Origin of the sequence: Pseudoalteromonas sp. Ps84H-4 (assembly GCF_024124645.1) — a bacterium.
In the GTDB taxonomy this organism is placed as follows: Bacteria; Pseudomonadota; Gammaproteobacteria; order Enterobacterales; family Alteromonadaceae; genus Pseudoalteromonas; species Pseudoalteromonas lipolytica_C.
On the sequence record NZ_JAMXSK010000015.1, the window covers coordinates 66,000 to 87,572 of the forward strand.

The window sequence follows — 21,573 nt, forward strand, 5'->3', positions numbered from 1 at the left end:
GTTTGTTATGTGCCTAATTCAACGATTGATTATAAGGTGTTAGACATAAGGCAATCAAAGTTTAGTTATCTTTACTATAGATTAGCGCGAAGTGTTTCCAATTGCTCGGAAGTGTCACTAAAATCTCAGAAGTGTCACTAATTTTTTAGACTAATCAATTTAATTAAAATACTTTTATGTTTCTGCGCTTAAACATAGGGTGTCATATCTGTACTGGCTCGCCATAATATTGCTTTTTACACTATTACGTCGGATATTGTCATTAATAGTGCTTTTTTTCATTGTTATGAGTCAATCGTGTGTCTAGTTTATGGTGTCGATTCAGTTAGTTAAATCAGACTGTAATTCATTACAGTTTGACTTAGTCTAATAAAAACGAATCAACGACTTTCTCGCATATACTTTTGTAGGGTTTTTGGATCCACCTTCAATGCTTCTGCGGCTTTAACCCATGTACCGAATTGCTTTTTGGCTGCTATTGCAAATTCCTTATGAAACGCTTTCGTTAACTCATCCTTAGTTGTCTTGGTTAAATCACCAAATGCAAACCTTGTGTCAGGACTATCCTCCTGGATAACAGGCTCGCCCAACGCAGCTAATGAGCTAGAGATTGCCGACTCTGTAGTTTGAGAGCTCAAAAACGCACAAGACATGTATGCCAGCTTTTTTAGGTCACGTAAGTTACCTGGTAAATATGCCGAGTTAAAAAACTGGATTAATTCATTTGACACCGGAGCTTCCGCAGGCAGATTGGGGTTAACATTAACTTCCTGCCAGATTCTTTGCCAATCCGACAGAATATCTTCTCTGCATGCACGAAGTGGAGGTATTGATATTGTCAGCATTGATACACGATCAAAGAAATCAGCATCGAGTATCGTTGCCAATTGCTCAAGTGATTTATTACTCGCACAAACTAGCTCGAAGTCTGATGCTTCCTCAGTGTCACTTCCAACAGGGCGAAAACTGTGATGGTTATCTTGAAGCACTCGAACCAGCTTTCGCTGAACCGAAGTTGGTAAATCTTGAATCTCATCTAAGAACAATACTTTTCCATTTGCTTCTTTCAAAAGCCCATTGCGATCCTTTTCCGCGCCAGTGAATGCCCCTTTTACGTGGCCAAACAACATACTATCAACCACCTGAGAATCTAACCCACCACATGCAAGCGTAACAACCTGCTTGTGCTTCACCTTACCAACAACAGTCTCTATTAACCTCGTTTTCCCTATACCACGTTCCCCCAATACAAGTAACGGAGCTTTAGAGACGCTAGAGAACTGTTTTAACGTTTGTAGTGCATCCTGTCTTGCTTTTGATTTAGGGTCTAAATCGTAAAGGGCGTAACCGCCCTCCGAATTTGAAATGGCGGTGATCTCTGCCAAATACGTGTTTACGCTGAAATCAACTTTTGCAATGCTCGTTCTTTTTGTATCGGGGTTATATTGTGATGACCAGAGGATTGTTCCATGTGGGAAATGCCCCCTTGCATGAAAAATCAACCAAACTGCATGCATGGCCGGAGTTCCCGGCGAAATATTGATATGAAGGTGCTGCTCAAGCTTTAGTGTTGGGATGATCTCAGATTCTATTGCGTGATAAATTTCTTTGTGATCAGCTGGGTTCTCAAGATCTACAATTCGAAAGCTAATCTGAATATCGCCAAACTCATGCTCTTTGTAGTGGCTGTTATCATCAGCTGACTGAGTTAGAACTATCACTTTATTAATAGAAACTTTACGGTTTTTAAGCCGCTTTAACGCTTCATCTAATACTTCAACTCCAGCTCTTTTTGAGTGCCAACAAAGTAGCGTGTTTATCATATCCACAGTTACGCCTCCAATACGATTCGGGCATTTGGCAATTCAATTTGCTTCAGACTTTTTGCTAAGGCAAAGTCAGACTCTTTGCGTACAGTAATAGCTAGCTGTTTTTTTGTCAGTCGAACAACCTTTGGCTCATAACTTTTTCTGGATGAGCCTGTATCCTGCTTTTTGGAAGTTTCATCCTTAGCTGTTGGTGGTCTGAAATACTCTGAACTTTTGTTAGTGATAACAGGCGGCTCTATTCGCCATTTATACTCAATCTTGTGAGAGGTATTTTCCCGCCAGTTTGCATTAGGTATGTTTGGTTGTTTATCCATATCAGACAGACAATCTGCTTTTATAGGCGATAACTCAACAACGTCTACTTCGCTAACTGAATACCTCTTGAATGCATTATTTTCCCAAGCTTCAAAACCACCAGAAATAATCCCTAGATTCATATCTATATTCAATTCATTGTGGCTATTAGTTAAAAACACATCTAAGCAGTTCATCAGCTCTTTTACCTGAGTACCGGTGAGTTTTACGCCTAACTCAAAGCCTTGATCCATACCATGCGCTTGAAAATTGGCCGACATCACCATGCCATGCATACCATCCACTACAATCGCCTTGGCATGCAGCCATTTAAAACACATCACCGATGCACCAGCCTGTTTCATAGCCAACAACGCTGGCATGGCTGCGGGTCTTTGGCGAGATAGAATGGTGACTTTTAGCCCCGACTTAGCACGTTCACAAATTGTTTTTACAAGCTGATGGTCTTCTTGCCATCCAAAACTGGATATGATGAGTTCTTTTTCCGCTTGATTGATCAACGCTAATGCGTGTTCCCTAATTCGAGCGCCTTCACTAGATGTGACCAGTATTTCAGTTAATTCCCTTGGATATCCTACATTGCCTGGCGACTTGTATGCTGAAAATTCACCAGGACTTGTCATATGGTGCTGCGCACTCTCGAAGATTGCCCAGCGAAACACTTTCACGATCTCATCTATTTGATGCTGAGAAAGCGAGACACCTAACTCTTCATTACGTTTAAGTGCTTCTTCTGTAAGGTTTGCCGTTAACAGTAACCCTTTCGCATTACTGGTTTCATGCAATGCGTCTATGACAACAGCCTTTGCGTGAAAATGTGGTGCAGATGCAAAGTGAACATGTCCGGACAATTTGTTTAACATTTGCTTATGCTGCACAAGACACTTTTTACCAAAGTCATCATCAGGCACATCGCCATCAAGACGAGTCTCACATGCCAATAGTATATACACACGAACTTTGCGCTTTGCAGCTTTTAGGACAGCCGATTCGACATTCTCATCCGCAAGCAAAAACGTACTAAGAATAACCGAGTGCTCGGCATTATCGATTAATTCGACAACTCTTGATTGCAGCTCATTGCAGAACAAAGAGCTATTAATAGGTTGTGGTTCAGTTACCTGTTTAGGTAAAACAGGCAAAAGCACAGGGGGCAATTTGGTATTTGATTGATCAACAATCTTGGTTTCTGTCTTAGTAAACTTTTCAATTAGATTCATCACTATTATTCCTTATAGGTTCCAATCATGGGCAGCAATTACATGCCAGGTATGCTGATTTTGCTGGTCTTCTTCAATCCAAAACTGATTTGCTAGTTCAGCCCTATCAGGTAGTGTAAAATTCCAATCTCTAAAAGGTTCGAGTGCTTTCTCTCTCCAAATTCGGTATTTGCTATTAGTGGCATACATATTGATATTTTTCTCTAATCTCCATTCAGCCCACTTTCTAGCATCCAATTCAGTCAATGCTGATATAGAAATATTGTGTAACTTCATCGCATCAAACGAGCCCGACTTGTGAACAGATGGTCTTTTTACACTTACCGAGCGTTTCATATTGATTCGCTCAGATTCAGTAGTATTTTCAAAAACCACTGACAAGATTTCCATTTGCTCATCCCATTGTTCAAGCAAGCCCTCACTATGCATAAGTACTTTCAAAACTTGCTGACGACTGATTGGTTCAACCCGACGTGAAAAAATAAGATCTTTTCCTCGCTTCACATCGACATTGCCATCAGTCACATTCCATTCGATGTAATACGGTTTTCCTTGAGGTGAGATGCGCTCACCTTTGAATTCAATTTTGTCAACGCGTACTTCCGAGCCACCACCTATTGGTTCAACCTTCTGGCCACGAACGTCTTTAACTAGTTGAGGAACCTCAACTAGTCGCTTTGCTCTTTCATTTAACTCGTTTCTGTTTTTTCCAAGTCCGATTGACGCTGCACTAGGCTCTGTGTGCGCTTCAATAGTAAGAAGTGGATGAGGTAATAAAGGCTCATGACAAACGCAAATGCTCCAACATCCATCTTCTGGCACGAGGATTTGATCTTTCTCAAGAGCAATCAGTCCTGATTCAGTGAGCCTGTATTGGTCTCGACTAGACTCAGCAAGCCCATATAACTGACATATATTTAGTAATCTATCAGCAACGACACGACGTCCGATTTTGTCTCCAAATAAATGCTCGGAACACTCAGCTGAACTCGCATTCGGATAATCGTGAAGGAATTGCAGCACGCAGTTTATTTCTGGACGGCTATCTGCCAGCGCGATTTCACCCTGTATGAGCCAAGTTTCAGTTTTGATTTCTCGTTTTAGTATGATGTCATGGCTCATAGTGCCTCCTGTGATTCAGTCTTGATTGTTGTAGACCAGTAAGAATTGCTAGCAAAAGTACCTAACACACCCGATGCCTTTTGCATTGCAGAGCGGTTTCCGTACACAATGAGCTGATGCTTGGCTCTCGTAATTGCCACATTCAAGCGATTTGGGCTTTCGAGAAAACTCGTGGGATGATTATTTGCGAAACTAAGCATGACAAAGTCAGCCTCATGTCCCTGAAAACGGTCTGCGGTACATATCTGAATATCAATATACGGTGAGGATTTCTCACCTCGATAGAAATGCCTTACTCCATGATGATTTCCCGTCCACTTTCGTAAAGCTCGACGTATAGCTCGCTCTTGCGCCCGATAGAAAGCCAAAACAGCAACTTCCCAAGGCTTTTGTTGGTTTCTCTCAACATTTGGGTTTGATTTTGCCCAAGAATCAAAGCGACTTAATTCTTTTAATATTTCTCCTACTTCAGCGGTGATTTCACCTTCTTTGCCTTTTCGGCCTTTTACATCGTGCCATATACAACGATGTGAGCCGTTTCGGTATCCCCAGTCCCGCTTTTCAGCTTGGCCATCAGGACTTTGCAGTGCTTTTTCATGGTATATATGTACTCGGGAAAATTCGGCAATGTCTGGATGCATCCTGTGCTGATAACTAAGCCGTATTTGTCGTTGATTTAAAACACTGGCTGGAAGTCCATCAGACAGAGCGGTGCCTTGTTTCTGATACTCTGTTCGTTCAAATCCAACTTGCAGTGATTCAAGAATAGAAGGCAGTGCTATCCTACGTACCCTGTCTATTGCAGTGAACGTATCTTTTTCTGAGTCAAATGGTAGTAGCGCTTTGATATCTTCCTCTAACTTGTTAGCAGTTTTAGAACTTCCGTTAGATTCTGTATTTAGGCGCTGTTCGTACATACGAGCCAGTCGCCACGCTAACTGAGATTCCCAGCTATCGGACTCGGTCTTGATTTTTGTACGACTTAATCTCGAATGCGCTTCAAGTCGCATTTCTAACTTTTTCGGTAACGCAGGCAGTCCCCTTATGGTCGTCAAATCTAGGGGAAGGTGATTAGCATTCTGAGCGATGAACGCTGACGAACCAAGGACTACTGATGCGTAAGGGAGATCTGTCTTCGGTCCTTTAGATGATGCAACTAATACATTTTTGGCCTTTGCTTGCTGATGATAAAATTCAATTGTCTTTTCATCGTCAGTGCAAACCAAGGATACTTCTCGTTTCTGAATATTGATTTGTCGAGCTGAGAAAACATCTGCGCATGCTTCTCGCTGATAACTATCCTGTAAACATGGCTGCAAATTTACTTCGGTAGCTTCATCATCAACATAAGGTGAAAGCTGTTTTGGGTCTCCCACCATGATCCAGCGCTTAGCAAGTACCGCGGGCACCAAAAACTCTTGAAAAGTTGTTTTTGATGCTTCATCAATAATCATCACATCGAAGATTGGCGATGTTGATTGTTTATTTTTGATATCAGGATGCTGAAGCAACCCAATAGTCGTCCCGCAAACTAAATTCGCCGCTTCAAGAACAAGACGCTCAACAATATGTTTACCTTCACCGACCTTACTTTTAAGTAACTTCTGACTAACTGAAATGTGCGGTTGTTGCTGAAGATGTTTTAGCAATCTTGTGCGTTCAGTTTTAACAAACTCTTCCAATTGCCATGGCTTTGCCTTTTGAGAAACACTTGATTTATCTCCAATCCGTACAGGTAACACCATGTCGCGATAAATATTTTCTTCAGACATCATTCGTTCAAGAACATTGTCAACAGCAACGTGTGTTGATGCACAAAGTAAGATCCGCTTACCTCGCTTTATGAATTGAAGAATCAGTTCGCAAATGGCTGTAGTTTTGCCAGATCCTGGGGGGCCTTCAAGGAAGGCAAAGTCTGGTGTATTGAGTGCAATATTTACAAACTCACGCTGCTGAGATGTTCCCTCTCTTGCACCATCGGTAAGAACGTAGTAGTCATCGTTAAAAAAGTGCTCATCATAAGGAACATTCGGCCACTTAGCATGATCCTTACCTTCAAACAGCCTCAATAGCGGAAGATGGTGAATAGAAGGGGTGTCTTGTAAGCTTTGTAATGCATTAATCTGACACTTTAACTGGTATGTGTTTGGACGAATAACCAAATAGTCGTGGTCAGGTAAACGATCCAATAACAAGCTGTCATTCTCTACATTTCTGTCTAGGACTGAAATTGCGTTGGATTTATTGAATCCAACATTGCTTTGTGATTTCCCAGTCAAATGCCAACCATAACCGTCTGGACACTCATACGACGACAGCCCATTGCCTAATTCACTCGCAATTTCGTCCGCGTGCTCCTCAGTTGCATAAGCCATTTTAGCTTTACCGTGACTTCTACAATTTGGGCATTCTCTAGCGGCACTACCCACGGCTTTCCATCTAGCGGGGCTTGCTTCGTATACCGTGTCGGTACTTTCATCTAAAAAGAGCTTTAAGTTCTTTTCGAAATCACCGCAGTTATCGGCAGGCTCAACTAATTGTATCCATACTCCACTTTGAGCATCGTCCAGCTTTTCCCAAGCTATCGCTTTAACAGCCTTCGTACTTTCTAGGTATTTTCGAGTGGTGTCTAAATACTTATAAAAGTCACCAAGACCACTCACTGCTTTACTAAGCAGGATGTCTGGCCTGTGAATTCCTAAGTTTGCGTATCTCAATAACGCCATCTCACTTCCTCTGTTTTAATTAATAACACTCCTTTATTATCAAACATCATACCAACCAACTTTAATTAATCAATATATTGAAATATATATGTAAATTTATAACTGGCAGATTTTGGTGGGTGTATTTCTACACCTATGGGAATTTAAAATAACCATGTGCAAATCTGGCTTTTAATGAAGTTAATCCTTGCTGGTAAATTGTTATATCGGGTGAATAGTTAGCAAAGGAGCTTGTTTGTTATAACAAAGTTGACACTGAAGATAGGTGGCGTACAATAAATCATGTTATAACAATATACTTACTTAAGAGGTGAAATATGCGCACTCAAGTACGAAAAATCGGTAATAGTCTTGGCAATATAATCCCTGCCGCTTTCATCAAACAACTCGGCTTAGTTGAAGGGGCTGACATTGAGGTTAAAGCCGATGGAAAGAAAATTATTATTGAACCAATCAAACGTCAAAAGAAGCGCTTTCCGTTCAGTGAGCGAGAGTTATTAAATGGTTTAGATGCTCATACAGCTCATGCTGATGAGCTGGCGTTAGTATCGGGGAAAGAGTTGGGTGAGTAATGGCTCAGTATGTACCTAAACGAAATGAAATTATTTGGCTAGATTTTGAGCCAGTGAAAGGTAAAGAGATTGGGAAGTATCGCCCTGCATTAGTCCTTTCAAGTAAAGAATACAATCAGCAAACGGGGTTGTTAATTTGCTGCCCTATTAGTACCAGTATTCGAGGTCAAGCTACTGAAGTACCAGTAAATAACCTCGATAAACCAAGTGTTGTAGCTTCCAGTTTGATCCAAACTCTTTCGTGGAAAGATCGTAGTGCGAAAAAAATTACCACAGCTGAAAATGGTGTAATGGAAGATGTTTTGTTACGGCTTATCCCGTTGATTGGGGCTGAATCGTTATTCGATGAATAACGACGGGGAATCATGGATTTTAAGCATCAAGTTAACGGCCTAATTTAGTGAAGAATATAAAAAGGTCAATATCATGAGCACCCCAGAGCAGCGCCTTGCAAATATTAAAGCTGAACTGGAAGATATTGAAACTCGTAAAGCGGCGTTACTTGAGGAAAGCCGTCTACTGACCCAGCAATTGACAGCTGAACAGGCTCACTACTTTAACCAATACGCTGATCCGAGAGCTAAGCTTGCCTTATTTCAAAACTACTTTCGCGGTCGGAATAATATCTATCCGTTTCGTTGGGAATCAAAACAAGGTAAATCGGGCTACTCTCCATCATGTGCCAACGAATGGAAAGCTGGAGTCTGCAACAAACCTAAAATTGCCTGTTCTGAATGTCATCATCAAGCTTTTCATCCATTAGATGAAAATGCCATAAACGCGCATCTGCGTGGGCAACGAACAATTGGTATCTATCCTTTAACTGAGCAAAACCAATGCTATTTTCTAGCTTTTGATTTCGATAAAGCTGATTGGTTTGATGCGATAACCGCCTTACGCCAAGTATGTGATTCGTTACACATTCCGAATTTAGTTGAAAAATCACGAAGTGGTCACGGTGGCCATCTTTGGCTGTTCTTCGAAGCAGCAACAAATGCTAAAACTGCTCGGCAGCTAGGTACAGCCCTGCTTAATCTGACCATGGATAATTATCCGACTCTTAATTTTGATTGTTTTGATCGAATGTTTCCCAACCAAGATGAATTACCTGAAGGTGGTTTCGGTAACCTCATCGCCCTACCTTTGCAGAAACAACCACGTATGCTAGGTAATGCTTCATTTATAGATAAGAATGGAGAAGTGATTGGTGATCAATGGCAGGCGTTGGCAAGTACAGACAAAATTACTGCGGATGTCATGCTCACATTGCTTGAGCGAATTAAAGAATACATCACCATTGAACCACAAGAGCTAGACAGTAAACCATGGGAAAAACAATCGCCTTCTATTTCAACGAAAATACAAAGTTGCCCTGACTCAATAGAAATAATACTGGCTGACAAGCTATACATCGCTACCGATCCACTTCCCAGCCAACTGATCGCAAGTCTCAAAAAACTAGCCGTATTTGGTAATCCTGAATTTTTTAAACGCCAAGCAATGCGCTTTTCAACCATTGGTGTCCCGCGATATTTGTGTGCAGCGCATATTGAATCGGGCTACTTACAACTACCTCGTGGATTGCAATCTCAGGTTGAAAACTTACTGGATAAACAAGAGTGCTCTGTTTCTTATCAGGATAAACGGCAGAACGGTCAATCTTTGTCAGAGGTCAAATTTACGGGTGTGCTTCGTGCTCAGCAAACCAAAGCATTAAAAGCGTTAATGGCAAATGAAACAGGGTTGGTTATTGCAAATACCGGATTTGGAAAAACTGTTGTTGCTTTGGCATTAGCTGCCAAGCGTGAAGTTAACACATTAGTCTTGGTTCATAACAAAGCGCTTGCAGAACAATGGATAGAACGGTGTAAAATTTTCCTAAATGAATTTCAGATGGGCTCTTTACTCGGTGGTAAAGATAAACTCACGGGGTTATTGGATGTCGCTACTTATCAAAGCCTTATCGGTCGGAATGGCGTCGATATTAATGAGAAAGTTTATCAATACGGCCAAATCATTGTTGATGAGTGCCATCATATCCCTGCATCAAACTACGAGACATTACTAAAGAACGTATTACCAAAATATATCCTTGGATTCACAGCAACGCCTAAGCGCCAAGATGGCTTAGAGAAGCTTATGTACTTTCAATTAGGAGATGTGCTATTTGAATCAAAACCAGATAGCGTGAAATTTTCACAAATGGCATATCGATGTGATACGGGTACGTCTTTTCCTAAAACCTGGTTGGATGGTTCCGAGGCAATCAAGATCACACAGGTCTATCAGTACTTGCAAGATCATGAAGAACGTAGTCTTCTTATTGCGAATCAAATATCTGAAGTGGTTCAACTGGATAGAAAATGTTTAGTACTCAGTGAGCGCAAAGAACATATCAGTATTATATCGAAATTATTGAAAGCAAAAGGTATCTCAGCCATTGAGCTACACGGCGGTGTAACTCCAAAAATTCGTAAGCAGCGAATTGCTGATATGCAAGCAGGTTTACCGAACAAGACCGTCGTCATCGCTACAGGGAAATATGTTGGCGAAGGTTTTGATTTACCATATTTAGATTCTCTTTTTCTCGCCTTACCCATTTCATGGAAGGGTACGGTTGCGCAATATGCTGGCCGTATCCAAAGACATCATCCAGGCAAATCAGAAGTAACTGTATATGATTTTGTAGATGATTTGCCAATGCTTCAACGAATGTGGAAAAAGCGAGCTAACGGTTACAAAGCTGTTGGTTACACTGTTTTAGAAAAAGCCCAAGAAAGAAATAAAAAGCTTATTTAAAACAGTTCGTGAGCACTGATTAAAAACTCGACATTATTAGCATTTTCATATATTATATCTCTGTTCATCTATTTTCTTGCAGCCCCTTATTTACGTGGCTTCTAGGTTATTTTAAGTAGGATCCAGCGTTATCATTTAAAAAACACATTGGATCCTGTCTTATGGTGTCATTTTTAAAAAAGTGATCCAGTCAAAACTCAAAAAAACACCTTTAAAATCAGTAGAACTGATCCAATCTTAAAGTGCCATTTACATCGTTAGATTTTAAGGTTTTTTAGCCCCTTTTTTGCTTAATTTGGTTTTTCACGATTTCTTTGTTTCTATAAAATGCTTATTTCTATTTCGTAAATCTATCACCCTGAGCCTGACTTACTTCATTTCCATGAGCATATTACGAGATCATTTTACTGACATACAAATTGTTAGATGGTTTGTAGCTTTCTTAATAGCAGCAAATACAGCAAAGTCTGTATTAATTATGGTTAACTTAATAGCTCAAAGATTAGGTTTATTATTAGCTTCTACATAAGCAATTTTCTTTTTTGGCTACTTCAAATTGTTTAACTCTTAACTTAAATCTAAATTTATATTCGTTATAAAGTGCATCAGTTTCACTTTTATTTTTGAGCTTTATTTCTTCAAGATTATGAATTGTATTGATCACATTATCTATACTTGTTGATTTGTGAATGACAGAAATTAAATGCTCTAGGTTTGTTTTAACATCATTATAATCAACGAGGTGTTCTTCGAGGATTTTCTCAGCTTCAGCATTTATGAACTCATAATCTTCATGTTCGTCAAGATCTAATAAAAAGCTTCATTGCAAAGCTCTCTAACTCGATTAGACGAAATGGTTTGATCAGCTGTCATTTCTGAAATCAGCTTTATTGCATCTCTTTTAAGTGTGTTTAATTCTAAAAACTCATTATGTAACCTTGTTTCTTTAGCATTTTTAAAAGTTATAACACTTATGTAAATCGCTGCACAACCAATGAGCATTGTAATTAGTGGCTGTAAATAGCCGCTAATGATCAAAGCACATTCTATAAACTTGATCATTCTTACGTCCTTTTGGAGAAAGTTTTGATAAGTTTTATCTTAACGTAATCAATACATAATTTATTGTGTAACGGCGACTTCTTGGTAATTTGTAAACCAAGGGTAAAAGCCGAAGCAATAAAAACATGGTTAGTGGCTTTAAATTTCATTGTCATTCCTTGTAATCTACCTACAACCACCCTAGTACGCATATTTTTAAATGACTATTTTATAGAACAATTTGCCTATTACAGCCGATGCTTTCTACAAAGTAATTATCATGACTTACTAGGATAAATCCGCCTTTAAAGTTTTGTAATGATTGAGCCAAGAGCTGTTTTGATTCAAGGTCTAGATGATTATCTGGCTCATCGAGTAACAAAAATGCGGTGCTTTCAATATTACTGACGATACACATGGCAAGCTTCATTTTTTCACCGCCACTTAAATGTGTCGCTTGCTTGAATACGTCATGTTTTCTAAAGCCTAAGCTTGCTAATAATGTACGTGCGGTGCTTTCATCAAGGGTCTTACAGTAGGATTTTAAGTTATCAAGCAAAGTTAGCTCTGCCTTAATTAAGGAAAAGTACTGATCTAAATACAACAACGGGCTATTCCTATGTATGTGCCCTGCTCTCATTTTTAACTCATCTGTTAAGGTTTTTAGTAGCGTCGATTTTCCTGCGCCATTTACACCAATTAAGTGTATTTTTTTATTATTGAATATCTGTAGGTTAATGGGGGTTTGCGACCCATATTGTAAAATTACGTTTTCAAGATTTAGTGCGTTTCGTTGTTTAGTGTCAGGATTATTAAAGTAAAACTGCTGTTGTTTTATTTGTTCGAGCTGGCTAACTATATGTTTTTTATTACTATTAAGTAGCTCTTCTCGCTTTGCGGTATTTTTATTTTGCGAAGATAAATTAGCGCTCGCTTTATCTTTTTTAGCATCCATAAGCACTTTAGGTTGGCTACCAGATTTTCTTGTTACTACACCTTTAGCGGTTCTTTTTGCTGCTTTTTGTTTGCTGCGCTGCTGCTCTAATAGCAGTTTATTTTGCTCTTTAGTAGTATGAGATAGCTTATTTTAAAGCGCTGCTACCTGGTAGTTTTTTTGGGTAACGTAATCACTAAAACCGGTGCCAAACACTGATAACCCCATAGATGTGAGTTCCCATATTTCATCGGCTACTTGAAGTATTTCACGGTCATGACTTATTAAAAGTAGCTGCCCAGTGAATTGTTCTATGTGATTTAAAAGCCAGCTTTTACCTTGTTTATCTAAATGATTAGAAGGTTCATCAAGGATTATAATGTCATGGTGTATGGTAAATAGCGCCCATAATCTGAGTTGGCTTAGTTGACCGCCACTTAATGCTGTTGCACAGCTGTTCGCATTAATACCATAAATGCCTAAACGAGTTAACTCAGCATAAAATCGCTCGGGCAGATCCCAAAATCCATCAAGTAAGTTAAGTTCGTGCTCTGTAAAATGACCGTTATTTATTTGCTGTAATGCTTTGAAATAGTGGTTAAGCCCTAGTGCGTCTATAATCGTTTTATTTTTTAATGTGTGACTATCAACTAGTTGCTCATAAAAACCAAGTTGACCATTGCAAACAACATTACCCGACGACGGGATAAGGCGATTACAAAGTAGCGATGCTAATACTGACTTCCCTACACCATTTCGCCCTACTAAAGCTGTTGTTTTAGCATTTAACGACACTGAAATATTATTCAGAACTTGGCCGCCATTGGCGTGTTGATAAGATAAGTTGGCTGCTTGTAATTTTGGCATACTGCCTCCTGTTATACAGGGACAGTGATACAATTCGTTTAATTATAAAGCGAATTGAACTAAGCGTATGACCACCAAAATGGTAATTGATTTATACTACTGACAAGAGTGAGCAACGCCTACTAGCCCTGTTGTTCCAAAGAAAAATGTAAAAATGGATAACAGGTTTAGTTGTTCATGTTGGCTATTACTCCTAAAATTATGCCCTTTATACTAGCCAGTTAGTATTAAATTGGCAACAATTTATGTTAGGGTTTCATTGATATTGCATTAAAGGAAAGGATTTTGAAGCACGTTAACTGTCAAGCGATAGCCAATAACCCAACGCAAATAAAACTTAAGATAAACGAAAATAAACGTGTATTTATTATCAGCGATCTCGATGCTAATTTAGCTAAGTTTGAGCAAGCTTTAGTCGCTGTCGATTTTGATGAAAGCAACGATGTTTTATTTTCACTTGGTGATGCAATAGATAGAGGCAACGACAATTTTGCGTTGTTATCACGTTTTAAAGAGCTGGGTGTTTATATGACACTGGGTAATCATGAGCACATGATGCTTGAGTCGCTACTTGCCGATGATCATAGCTACTATTCACTATGGGTTGAAAATGGTGGGCGTTGGCATACTCAAGCAACCGATGATGAATTAAAAGCGATAACTGAGCAGCTTTTACAGTGCCCTCTTTCTTATTTGCTTGACTATGCTGGTATGCGAATAGGGTTGTCGCACACAGTATCTGCAGATTGGAATTGGCAAGCTCCTAGTGAGCATAAACCATATGCCGCGGCATCGTTGTTGTGGGATCGCACAATTGTGAAACAAACGATAACAAAGAAAAATGCCAGCATAGACTTTTCTGTGCATGGCCATAACACCACTGCTGAACCTTATTGGCTTGGCAACACTTATCATATAGATACTCATTATTTGAGTGGCAAGCCTACCATTGTTGAACTTAAACCACTCATTAAAGCATTTATGCAGCTAAATTCAGTCTAAGGTTGCAACCTGTGTTAATGCATGTACTTCAAGATATTGTTTATAGGCCAAACGAGCATGCCATAATTGCTCATTATCTTGCTGAATAAATATAAGTGGCCCTGAGGTTTCTTTTGCTAAGCGGTTTAATTTAATATATTCACTGGTGTCAATGATACCATCACTAAAATACTGTTCAGCGGTATATAAAAACACATTATCTTTATATACATCACTGTGCCAAATTAGCGAACGATACATACTAGCACTGATTTCAGTCGGTTTTTTATTCGATTTATATAGTTTTAGCTCTGTATAAATCGAGTTACCTGTAAAAACAATCCCAATTAATGAAAGGGTTGTAAGAGTCATCATCCATTTCATACTTCTATCCCTGTTAAAAGCTCTATTATAACTATAGGAGATAATATGAATGATTTACCGTTTATTTAATCAATTTGGCTGGTTGTAAGTATTTACAAAATACTTAATTATTGTTTTATAAGTACCTATTTTATGTATTAGGTTTTACAACCTAATACATAAGTATTTAAATTAATGTAGTGCCGCGGTAAACGGAATTTTTTTACAAATTTCAGCTTCGGCCACAAGAATTTCTTCTAATCGGGCATCCACTTCGTGTTTATCAAAATACTCGTACGCTAACTCTACAAATAGGTTTTTGTGCTTTTCTTCAGACTTTGCAATTGCAACATAAAACTCTTTTTCTTTGCCCGGTGGCAATGCTTCAGCGACCAATGAAAAGCGTTCATGGCCTCGAGCTTCAATTACACCTGCAACGAGTAAGCGGTCCATTAAAAACTCATCACGACCGTTTCTAAATACCGCACGAATTTGTTTGATATAGGGATCTTTTTGGTCATTACCAAGTGAAACATCACGTTCCATTAATAACTTAAGTACTTGTTTAAAATGTATCATTTCTTCAAGAGCTAAGTCTGTCATTGCTTTTACAAGCTTACGACGGTCAGGATAATGCGATAGCATTGACATTGCCATACCTGAGGCTTTCTTCTCAGCAGCGGCATGATCTTGTAAAAAGGTATCAAAATCTGCCAAGACACCTTCTGTCCACTCAAATGGAGTGTGATATTTTAATTCAAACATGATAACGAACTACTTAACTAACAATGGCGGCGATTTTAGCGTATTTCTGTTATAAAATCTTGTGATTGTAACCAAGTGACTTATCAATTTTGCCGTTTCTGGTGGAGGCAATTTTATCGGGGTGTTTAATATCATTCCAAGCCGTTACTTTACCACCCATATTTAGCTGCTCGAACTGTATATCTGCATCTGTACCTAAAAATGTCTGTAACGCTTTAGCGCTGTGTGGCTGTGCAACATTTAACGTTAATAGGTTGGCTTTTTTGTCTTTAAAGAAATTAGAGACACGTTGTTGATGTTGCTCATAGCAGTTAATCAAATACTCATCAGACTGAATATCTGCTAACGAATATTTACCAAATGTCTCAAAGTAGCAACGCTTTAAATGCGTGTTAAAGCCTCCGTCACTTCGCATTAAATTGGTGTGCATTCGGGCCAGCAGTTGACGGATCGAAGGTACCCATCTAGACAAGTCTCGTTCAAGGTTAATAAAGCGGCTATTAGCAAAGTGCGCATCTAATAACGGGAATTCGCTAAAAACAGGAGTATCAGCAATAACGTCTGCTTCTTTTAAGGCTGTTTCGGTATACGCTGTGTGGGCCGTTTTATAGCCCAATTGTAAAAAACTATGGCACAGACTGGTAGTGCCTGTGCGAGGTAGGCCAATAATAAATATTTTGTTGTTCATTTAACTTTTTGGATCGGTAACCATAAGGACTTATCGCCTACTGGGGTTAGCGGTGGTAGTTCTTTGTTTTCTAATTCTACAATAATCTTGTCATGAATATGGGCGTTTTCTATTAATTTACCATTGTATTTAAAAAAGATTTCATCGAACTCACCGCTTTCTATCATTATGCGTAAGCCTTTATTGACTGCTTTTGCAACTGCGGTGTTGTCTTTGTTGAAGAAGAAATAGATTGGGCTGGTGTATTTCAACATTAAATGAGGCAATACAACCAGAGGCATTTGTTGCTTAAAAACTGCTAGTTCATCTTCAATTTCAAGCACAGAGCGTGGGAATAAGTCGCCCCGGCCTCTGTCGAGCATAACAAACAACGAATCAAAGTTTCCTGACGTTGATATAACCAAGCCATTGTCACGCAATATTTGGGTATCGGGCCAATCTTGTCCTTGTACAAAGTAAACTTTCTTTAAATCGTCGAGGGTTTTTAGTCGGCTTAAATAAGGTAGTTTCGGCTCTGTTGTGAACATTAAACGCCAACCAAACAAGCCTTTAAATATAGGAACACGAACCGGCAGTAACTTGTCTTCTCTTACTTTGTTAGTCATAGTCCAGGTGACATCGATATCACCGCCATGTTCAATTTCTTTTAATACCCTATTTTGACCTAATAACTTTGGTGCAGCAGTTAATTTGTATTTGTAGCCACTGCGTTTTAGTGCTGTATCCAACAAAATAAGTGGGTAATAAACTTCTTCAACTAAACTGGGCAAGGTTTTAGGATAAATTATATTTAAAACTTTTGGTGGAATAGTTGATTTTTTGACATGAGCTGTATCTTCTGTACTGCCGGCAACTTGATTCGAAACAAATACGAATGCAATCGTAAATACAACTCTTATCATATTAAAAAACCTGTGTTATTAATAACATAACCGAACTTATGAAGATCATTAAAAACGTTAAAACCATGCCAACGACGCGTAGCTGCATTTTTTCATCTGCTAATGCATAACTATGACAAAAACGACCTACTAATAACATCGCACCTAAAATATAAGTAAAATGGCTGGGTAACCCTTGATACTCTAATAAAAATAGCAGAATTAAAGAAAATGGCACATATTCTATAAAATTAGCATGGGTGCGGATCGCGGCTTGTAAACTTGCATCACCACCGTCTCCTAAAGAAATACGCTTAGCTTTACGGATTTTAATAACGCGAAAGCTAAGTTGAATATACAAAATAGCCAAAATAGCAGCAAAAGTTGAAACTATCACAATTTATTCCATTTATTATTTAAAGTTAGACGCCTAGCACTGTTTATTGCTAGGCTGACATATAATTTGCTAGGTTAGCTCAAAATCCTAATTAAAGTCTAACAGTTCTTAAGGAAGTGCATGATTACGCCAAGAAAAATAGCCGATAATTACCGTGAAATGATCAGCAGCATAGGATTTTATCCGTCTATGCTGTCTGTTTTATTTTTGACTTTTGCTTTAATTACAACAGCTGTTGAGTATTCTGATCCAGCAATGAGTGTTAAGAAAGTCTTAAGTGTATTGCTAGTAGACAGTGAAGAAAATGCACGTACCATCCTCAGTACTTTAGCCGGAAGCATTATTTCGTTAACTGTATTTAGCTTCTCTATGGTTATGGTCGTGTTAAATAGCGCCAGCGCCAGCCTTTCTCCTCGAGTATTACCCGGACTTATAACTCGTAAATCTCATCAACTAGTTTTAGGCTTTTATTTAGGCAGTATAATTTACACCATTCTAATGCTCATCAATATTCGTACCATAGGAAATGGTAATATGGGCATCCCTTCACTGGGTATATTTATATCACTGGTACTTGGCTTAATTTCACTGGGTTTCTTTGTTTATTTTATTCACTCTATATCCAGAGCTATCCAAGTAGATAATGTACTGAATGACTTATTCAAAAATACTAAAAGTGAACTTAACAGTATTAAAGCTATGCAGCATGAACATCCTGTTGATGATTTTCCGACCTTTGACGACTGGTACAGCATAAAAAGTAAAACGGAAGGTTATTTTAAAGGCGCTCATAGCGATAAATTGTGCGCTATCTGTAAAGAGCACGACATTAAAATTTATATCTCTGTTAAACAAGGTTTTTTTACTGTAAAAGGTTACCCATTTTTAAAGTGCGATACTGATTTAACTGACAAACCAGAGCTCATTGATGAGCTACTTGCATGCTTTATTTTTTACATTGAAGAATATGTTAGCGATCATTACCGATATGGAATGACGCAAATATCTGAGATTGCTGTTAAGGCAATGAGTCCGGGCATTAATGATCCAGGTACTGCAGTAAAAGCTATTGATATGCTGAGTATTTTACTCATTTTGCGATTAGACATTTATGATGTGAATTATTCGCTTAAACAATGCGATGATAACCATCCTAAGTTGTTTTTACATGAAACATCATTCGATGAGCTGCTGCATGATAACTTCACACCTATTCGCAATTATGCAAAAAATGACGCCTATGTAATGGTTAACGTACTTGAGGCGTTTAAAAACATATTGTTTAGAGCATCTGATAACGAAAAAGCGACTAAGAGTTTGTTTATTTACTTAGGGGCGATTATTGAAGATATAGATACGCATATTAGTAATGAGTACGACCGTGAACAAATTACTAATATGCTAAAAGCGATTGCCCGTATTTCAGAGCAACAGGGTGAAAAGTTGCTGGCGCGCTTTACCAGCAACAATCAATAGACTAATTTTCGATAAAATAAACTGCATAACTGCTTGCGCTAATAGTAAGCTCACCACCATTGTATGCATCAGGTACATAGTTTTCTGGTGCAGCATCTGCCATTACCATTTTGCTAGCGCGCATGTAAGGTTGGCTTCCTGTATCGAGTGGGCTGCTTGATGCAGTATAAAGGCCTTTGAGTTCAACCCCATAATCACTGGCAAACTCTTTCGCAGCAGCACGCGCATCTTTAATGGCTAGCTTTTGCGCTTGCTTTTGTAGCTCTTCATAGCGACTCGATACAAATTGCGTTTGATTAATTTCGTTGATACCCGCATTCACTAGTTGCTGAAGCATAACTGGGTACTTTTTAATATCTGTTAGAGTAACAGACAGACTACGCGATACTCTGTACCCTATAAATTCCTGTTTGCCTGTTTCACGGTTGTATTCTGTTTGGCGTTGAATTGAGATATTAGACGCATAAACGCCCTTTTCTTCTACGCCTTGGCTTTTAGCAAGCTTAATGGCTTTGGCCATGGTTGCATCAGCTTTGTTTTTAGCGGCAATTAAATCTTTATCTACTTCAACAATACCTACAGTCAACTTAACGTTATCAGGGATTGCTTTAACCGTTGCATTACCTTGGATATAAATATGCGGCGCATCTGGTGTTGCTTGTGCTAACACATTAAAACTAAGTGCGGCGGCCATAGCGGTAAAAACTAACTTACGCATAATACTGTTCCTTAATTAAAAACTCCGTTCATTATCACCTTAAAGGGTTAATTCAATATGAACAACCCCTATTATTCAGATATAAAAAAACAGGCATTAAAAGCCTGTTTTTTTAACCACTCAAAGCGATATAGTTTAGATACTACGGCGCTTATAGTTACGGTATTCTGGAAGCCAGTAGTTTTTCTCGATTGCAGCCCATAAAGCCTCATCACTTAACTCAAGTGCCACACCTTCTTCCATCGCTTTTTTCGCTACTGCAAAGGCAATACGTTTACTTAACGCTTGGATTTCGGTTAACGCTGGTAGCAAGCTGCCTTTACCTGTGTTTGCACGAGGTGAAGACTCTGCCAATGTTTCACTTGATACAATCAGCATTGCATCAGTGATACGAGTAGCTTTAGCTGCGATAACACCTAAACCAATACCCGGGAAAATGTAGCTATTGTTACATTGTGGGATTGGGAAAATTTGGCCGTTATACTCAACTGGATCAAATGGGCTACCCGAAGCTACAATCGCTTGACCCTCTGTCCACTCAATAACATCTGAAGGAAGTGCTTCTACTTGCTTAGACGGATTACTTAGCGGGAAGATAATCGGTTGTGGGCAAGATGCATGCATTGCACGAATAACTTGCTCTGTGAATAAACCAGGTTGGCCAGATACACCAATTAAGATATCTGGTTGTGCACAGTGCATTACATCTAATAGTGATGCGTACTCACCGCTATATGTCCATTCACTTAAACCTTCTTTAGATTGGCAAAGCGCTTGTTGGAAATCACGTAAACCTTCCATACCATCAGTTAGTAGACCAAAACGGTCAACCATGAAGATTTGTGAGCGAGCTTGCTCATCGCTAATGCCTTCAGCAACCATAGTACTGATAATTTGCTCAGCAATACCGCAGCCTGCTGAACCTGCACCAACAAATACCACTTTTTGCTCTGAAAGTTTCGCACCTTTAACACGACATGCAGCCAATAAAGACCCTACAGTTACCGCAGCAGTACCTTGAATATCATCGTTAAAGCTACAAATTTCATCACGGTAGCGTTTTAATAATGGCATTGCATTTGGTTGTGCAAAGTCTTCGAACTGAAGTAAAACACTTGGCCAGCGACGTTTAACAGCCTTGATGAATAGGTCTAAGAATTCATCGTACTCTTCTTGCGAAATACGCTTATGACGAGCACCCATATACATAGGGTCGTTAAGCAGTTTTTCGTTATTAGTACCAACATCAATCATCACTGGTAATGTATAAGCTGGGCTAATACCACCACACGCTGTGTAAAGTGACAATTTACCAATTGGAATACCCATACCACCAATACCTTGGTCACCAAGACCAAGAATACGCTCACCGTCAGTCACAACGATAACTTTTACTTTGCCTTTAGTAGCGTTACGTAAAATATCATCAATTTGGAAACGATCTTCGTAAGAAATAAATAGACCACGGGCACTGCGGTAAATGTCTGAAAACTTTTCACAGGCATCACCTACTGTTGGTGTGTAGATAATTGGCATCATTTCTTCAAGATGATCACGTACTAAACGGTAGTAAAGTGTTTCGTTGTTATCTTGAATTGCACGAAGGTAAATGTGCTTGTTTAAATTATCGCTAAAGCTTGAATACTGTTGGTAACAACGCTCAACTTGTTCTTCAATTGTTTCATAACGCGGTGGCAGTAAACCGGCTAAGTTGAAACTTTCCCTTTCTTTTTGTGAAAAAGCACTGCCTTTGTTTAATAGTGGCGTTTCGATCAGACCTGGGCCTGAATAAGGAATATAAAGATAATTTGGATCGGTATTTGTAGTCATATTTCCAAGCTTTGATGCGTCATAATTATGACCTGACATTATTACTCTT

Annotated in this window: 19 protein-coding genes; 5 read left to right on the forward strand and 14 right to left on the reverse strand. The window is 39.0% G+C overall.

What is annotated here, in order from left to right:
- Nucleotides 1-380 precede the first annotated feature (380 nt).
- Genes NH454_RS13750 through NH454_RS13765 form a run of 4 tightly spaced genes read right to left on the reverse strand, consistent with a single transcriptional unit; the run spans nucleotide 381 to nucleotide 7,212 of the window.
- Nucleotides 381-1,823, reverse strand: coding sequence for a sigma 54-interacting transcriptional regulator (locus NH454_RS13750; RefSeq protein ID WP_253039391.1), 1,443 nt, complete (start codon nucleotides 1,821-1,823; stop codon nucleotides 381-383).
- Between the two features lie 8 nt (nucleotides 1,824-1,831).
- Nucleotides 1,832-3,364, reverse strand: coding sequence for a phospholipase D-like domain-containing protein (locus NH454_RS13755; RefSeq protein ID WP_235382128.1), 1,533 nt, complete (start codon nucleotides 3,362-3,364; stop codon nucleotides 1,832-1,834).
- Between the two features lie 12 nt (nucleotides 3,365-3,376).
- The gene (locus NH454_RS13760; RefSeq protein WP_253039371.1) at nucleotides 3,377-4,486 is read right to left on the reverse strand and encodes a hypothetical protein; all 1,110 of its coding nucleotides are present in this window, start codon (nucleotides 4,484-4,486) and stop codon (nucleotides 3,377-3,379) included.
- Nucleotides 4,483-7,212 carry a DEAD/DEAH box helicase gene (locus tag NH454_RS13765; protein WP_235382130.1) on the reverse strand — a complete coding sequence of 910 codons (2,730 nt, stop codon included), beginning with the start codon at nucleotides 7,210-7,212 and terminating at the stop codon, nucleotides 4,483-4,485. The genes NH454_RS13760 and NH454_RS13765 overlap by 4 nt, the downstream gene beginning before the upstream one ends.
- A gap of 317 nt (nucleotides 7,213-7,529) precedes the next feature.
- Here NH454_RS13765 and NH454_RS13770 point away from each other — a divergent pair, with 317 nt between their 5' ends.
- The 3 genes from NH454_RS13770 to NH454_RS13780 all read left to right on the forward strand — a co-directional run bounded on the left by NH454_RS13770 (nucleotide 7,530) and on the right by NH454_RS13780 (nucleotide 10,583).
- Complete coding sequence (locus NH454_RS13770; protein ID WP_175078322.1) at nucleotides 7,530-7,784, forward strand: AbrB/MazE/SpoVT family DNA-binding domain-containing protein; 255 nt, start codon at nucleotides 7,530-7,532, stop codon at nucleotides 7,782-7,784.
- Nucleotides 7,784-8,137, forward strand: a complete 354-nt coding sequence (locus tag NH454_RS13775; protein ID WP_235382131.1) for a type II toxin-antitoxin system PemK/MazF family toxin — start codon at nucleotides 7,784-7,786, stop codon at nucleotides 8,135-8,137. Before NH454_RS13770 ends, NH454_RS13775 begins: the two co-directional genes overlap by 1 nt.
- 73 nt (nucleotides 8,138-8,210) lie before the next feature.
- On the forward strand, nucleotides 8,211-10,583 hold the full coding sequence (locus NH454_RS13780; protein ID WP_253039373.1) for a DEAD/DEAH box helicase: 2,373 nt from the start codon (nucleotides 8,211-8,213) through the stop codon (nucleotides 10,581-10,583).
- Nucleotides 10,584-11,390: 807 nt separating this feature from the next.
- Here the strand turns inward: NH454_RS13780 and NH454_RS13785 are convergent.
- The 3 genes from NH454_RS13785 to NH454_RS13795 form a co-directional block, all read right to left on the reverse strand.
- Nucleotides 11,391-11,645 carry a hypothetical protein gene (locus NH454_RS13785; protein WP_235382134.1) on the reverse strand — a complete coding sequence of 85 codons (255 nt, stop codon included), beginning with the start codon at nucleotides 11,643-11,645 and terminating at the stop codon, nucleotides 11,391-11,393.
- 208 nt (nucleotides 11,646-11,853) lie between these two features.
- Nucleotides 11,854-12,579 carry an ATP-binding cassette domain-containing protein gene (locus NH454_RS13790; protein WP_253039375.1) on the reverse strand — a complete coding sequence of 242 codons (726 nt, stop codon included), beginning with the start codon at nucleotides 12,577-12,579 and terminating at the stop codon, nucleotides 11,854-11,856.
- A 132-nt stretch (nucleotides 12,580-12,711) separates the two neighbouring features.
- Nucleotides 12,712-13,425, reverse strand: a complete 714-nt coding sequence (locus NH454_RS13795) for an ATP-binding cassette domain-containing protein (RefSeq protein ID WP_235382136.1) — start codon at nucleotides 13,423-13,425, stop codon at nucleotides 12,712-12,714.
- A gap of 285 nt (nucleotides 13,426-13,710) precedes the next feature.
- Between NH454_RS13795 and NH454_RS13800 the strand changes: the two genes are divergently transcribed.
- Nucleotides 13,711-14,427 (forward strand): metallophosphoesterase, encoded by a 717-nt coding sequence (locus NH454_RS13800; RefSeq protein WP_168246732.1) that lies wholly within the window; start codon nucleotides 13,711-13,713, stop codon nucleotides 14,425-14,427.
- Here the strand turns inward: NH454_RS13800 and NH454_RS13805 are convergent.
- The 5 genes from NH454_RS13805 to NH454_RS13825 form a co-directional block, all read right to left on the reverse strand.
- Entirely contained in the window at nucleotides 14,419-14,790 is a 372-nt protein-coding gene (locus NH454_RS13805; protein WP_135924525.1) for a hypothetical protein, read from the reverse strand. The genes NH454_RS13800 and NH454_RS13805 overlap by 9 nt on opposite strands.
- Nucleotides 14,791-14,961: 171 nt before the next feature.
- Nucleotides 14,962-15,534 carry a tRNA-(ms[2]io[6]A)-hydroxylase gene (locus tag NH454_RS13810; protein ID WP_135924522.1) on the reverse strand — a complete coding sequence of 191 codons (573 nt, stop codon included), beginning with the start codon at nucleotides 15,532-15,534 and terminating at the stop codon, nucleotides 14,962-14,964.
- Nucleotides 15,535-15,583: 49 nt separating this feature from the next.
- On the reverse strand, nucleotides 15,584-16,222 hold the full coding sequence (locus tag NH454_RS13815) for a sulfotransferase (RefSeq protein ID WP_253039377.1): 639 nt from the start codon (nucleotides 16,220-16,222) through the stop codon (nucleotides 15,584-15,586).
- Nucleotides 16,219-17,124, reverse strand: a complete 906-nt coding sequence (locus NH454_RS13820) for a transporter substrate-binding domain-containing protein (RefSeq protein WP_138556944.1) — start codon at nucleotides 17,122-17,124, stop codon at nucleotides 16,219-16,221. The genes NH454_RS13815 and NH454_RS13820 overlap by 4 nt, the downstream gene beginning before the upstream one ends.
- Before the next feature lies 1 nt (nucleotide 17,125).
- Nucleotides 17,126-17,500: an MAPEG family protein gene (locus NH454_RS13825; protein WP_135924515.1), complete on the reverse strand. Its 375-nt coding sequence runs from the start codon at nucleotides 17,498-17,500 to the stop codon at nucleotides 17,126-17,128.
- 120 nt (nucleotides 17,501-17,620) lie between these two features.
- On the opposite strand from NH454_RS13825, the gene NH454_RS13830 reads away from it, so the two are divergent.
- Nucleotides 17,621-18,976: a DUF2254 domain-containing protein gene (locus NH454_RS13830; protein ID WP_253039379.1), complete on the forward strand. Its 1,356-nt coding sequence runs from the start codon at nucleotides 17,621-17,623 to the stop codon at nucleotides 18,974-18,976.
- 1 nt (nucleotide 18,977) lies between these two features.
- Here the strand turns inward: NH454_RS13830 and NH454_RS13835 are convergent, their stop codons facing one another.
- Both NH454_RS13835 and NH454_RS13840 read right to left on the reverse strand, forming a co-directional pair.
- Nucleotides 18,978-19,694, reverse strand: coding sequence for an SIMPL domain-containing protein (locus NH454_RS13835; protein WP_138556942.1), 717 nt, complete (start codon nucleotides 19,692-19,694; stop codon nucleotides 18,978-18,980).
- A gap of 135 nt (nucleotides 19,695-19,829) precedes the next feature.
- On the reverse strand, nucleotides 19,830-21,524 hold the full coding sequence (locus NH454_RS13840) for an NAD-dependent malic enzyme (RefSeq protein ID WP_135926277.1): 1,695 nt from the start codon (nucleotides 21,522-21,524) through the stop codon (nucleotides 19,830-19,832).
- Nucleotides 21,525-21,573: the final 49 nt, after the last annotated feature.

Excerpts from the sequence above, each read along its gene's own strand:
- NH454_RS13810 (WP_135924522.1), bottom strand. The coding sequence starts at position 15,534 with ATGTTTGAATTAAAATATCACACTCCATTTGAGTGGACAGAAGGTGTC.
- NH454_RS13835 (WP_138556942.1), bottom strand. The coding sequence starts at position 19,694 with ATGCGTAAGTTAGTTTTTACCGCTATGGCCGCCGCACTTAGTTTTAAT.
- NH454_RS13750 (WP_253039391.1), bottom strand. The coding sequence starts at position 1,823 with ATGATAAACACGCTACTTTGTTGGCACTCAAAAAGAGCTGGAGTTGAA.
- NH454_RS13765 (WP_235382130.1), bottom strand. The coding sequence starts at position 7,212 with ATGGCGTTATTGAGATACGCAAACTTAGGAATTCACAGGCCAGACATC.
- NH454_RS13785 (WP_235382134.1), bottom strand. The coding sequence starts at position 11,645 with ATGATCAAGTTTATAGAATGTGCTTTGATCATTAGCGGCTATTTACAG.
- NH454_RS13760 (WP_253039371.1), bottom strand. The coding sequence starts at position 4,486 with ATGAGCCATGACATCATACTAAAACGAGAAATCAAAACTGAAACTTGG.
- NH454_RS13805 (WP_135924525.1), bottom strand. The coding sequence starts at position 14,790 with ATGAAATGGATGATGACTCTTACAACCCTTTCATTAATTGGGATTGTT.
- NH454_RS13815 (WP_253039377.1), bottom strand. The coding sequence starts at position 16,222 with ATGAACAACAAAATATTTATTATTGGCCTACCTCGCACAGGCACTACC.
- NH454_RS13770 (WP_175078322.1), top strand. The coding sequence starts at position 7,530 with ATGCGCACTCAAGTACGAAAAATCGGTAATAGTCTTGGCAATATAATC.
- NH454_RS13780 (WP_253039373.1), top strand. The coding sequence starts at position 8,211 with ATGAGCACCCCAGAGCAGCGCCTTGCAAATATTAAAGCTGAACTGGAA.
- NH454_RS13830 (WP_253039379.1), top strand. The coding sequence starts at position 17,621 with ATGATTACGCCAAGAAAAATAGCCGATAATTACCGTGAAATGATCAGC.
- NH454_RS13755 (WP_235382128.1), bottom strand. The coding sequence starts at position 3,364 with ATGAATCTAATTGAAAAGTTTACTAAGACAGAAACCAAGATTGTTGAT.
- NH454_RS13790 (WP_253039375.1), bottom strand. The coding sequence starts at position 12,579 with ATGGATGCTAAAAAAGATAAAGCGAGCGCTAATTTATCTTCGCAAAAT.
- NH454_RS13820 (WP_138556944.1), bottom strand. The coding sequence starts at position 17,124 with ATGATAAGAGTTGTATTTACGATTGCATTCGTATTTGTTTCGAATCAA.
- NH454_RS13775 (WP_235382131.1), top strand. The coding sequence starts at position 7,784 with ATGGCTCAGTATGTACCTAAACGAAATGAAATTATTTGGCTAGATTTT.
- NH454_RS13840 (WP_135926277.1), bottom strand. The coding sequence starts at position 21,524 with ATGACTACAAATACCGATCCAAATTATCTTTATATTCCTTATTCAGGC.
- NH454_RS13795 (WP_235382136.1), bottom strand. The coding sequence starts at position 13,425 with ATGCCAAAATTACAAGCAGCCAACTTATCTTATCAACACGCCAATGGC.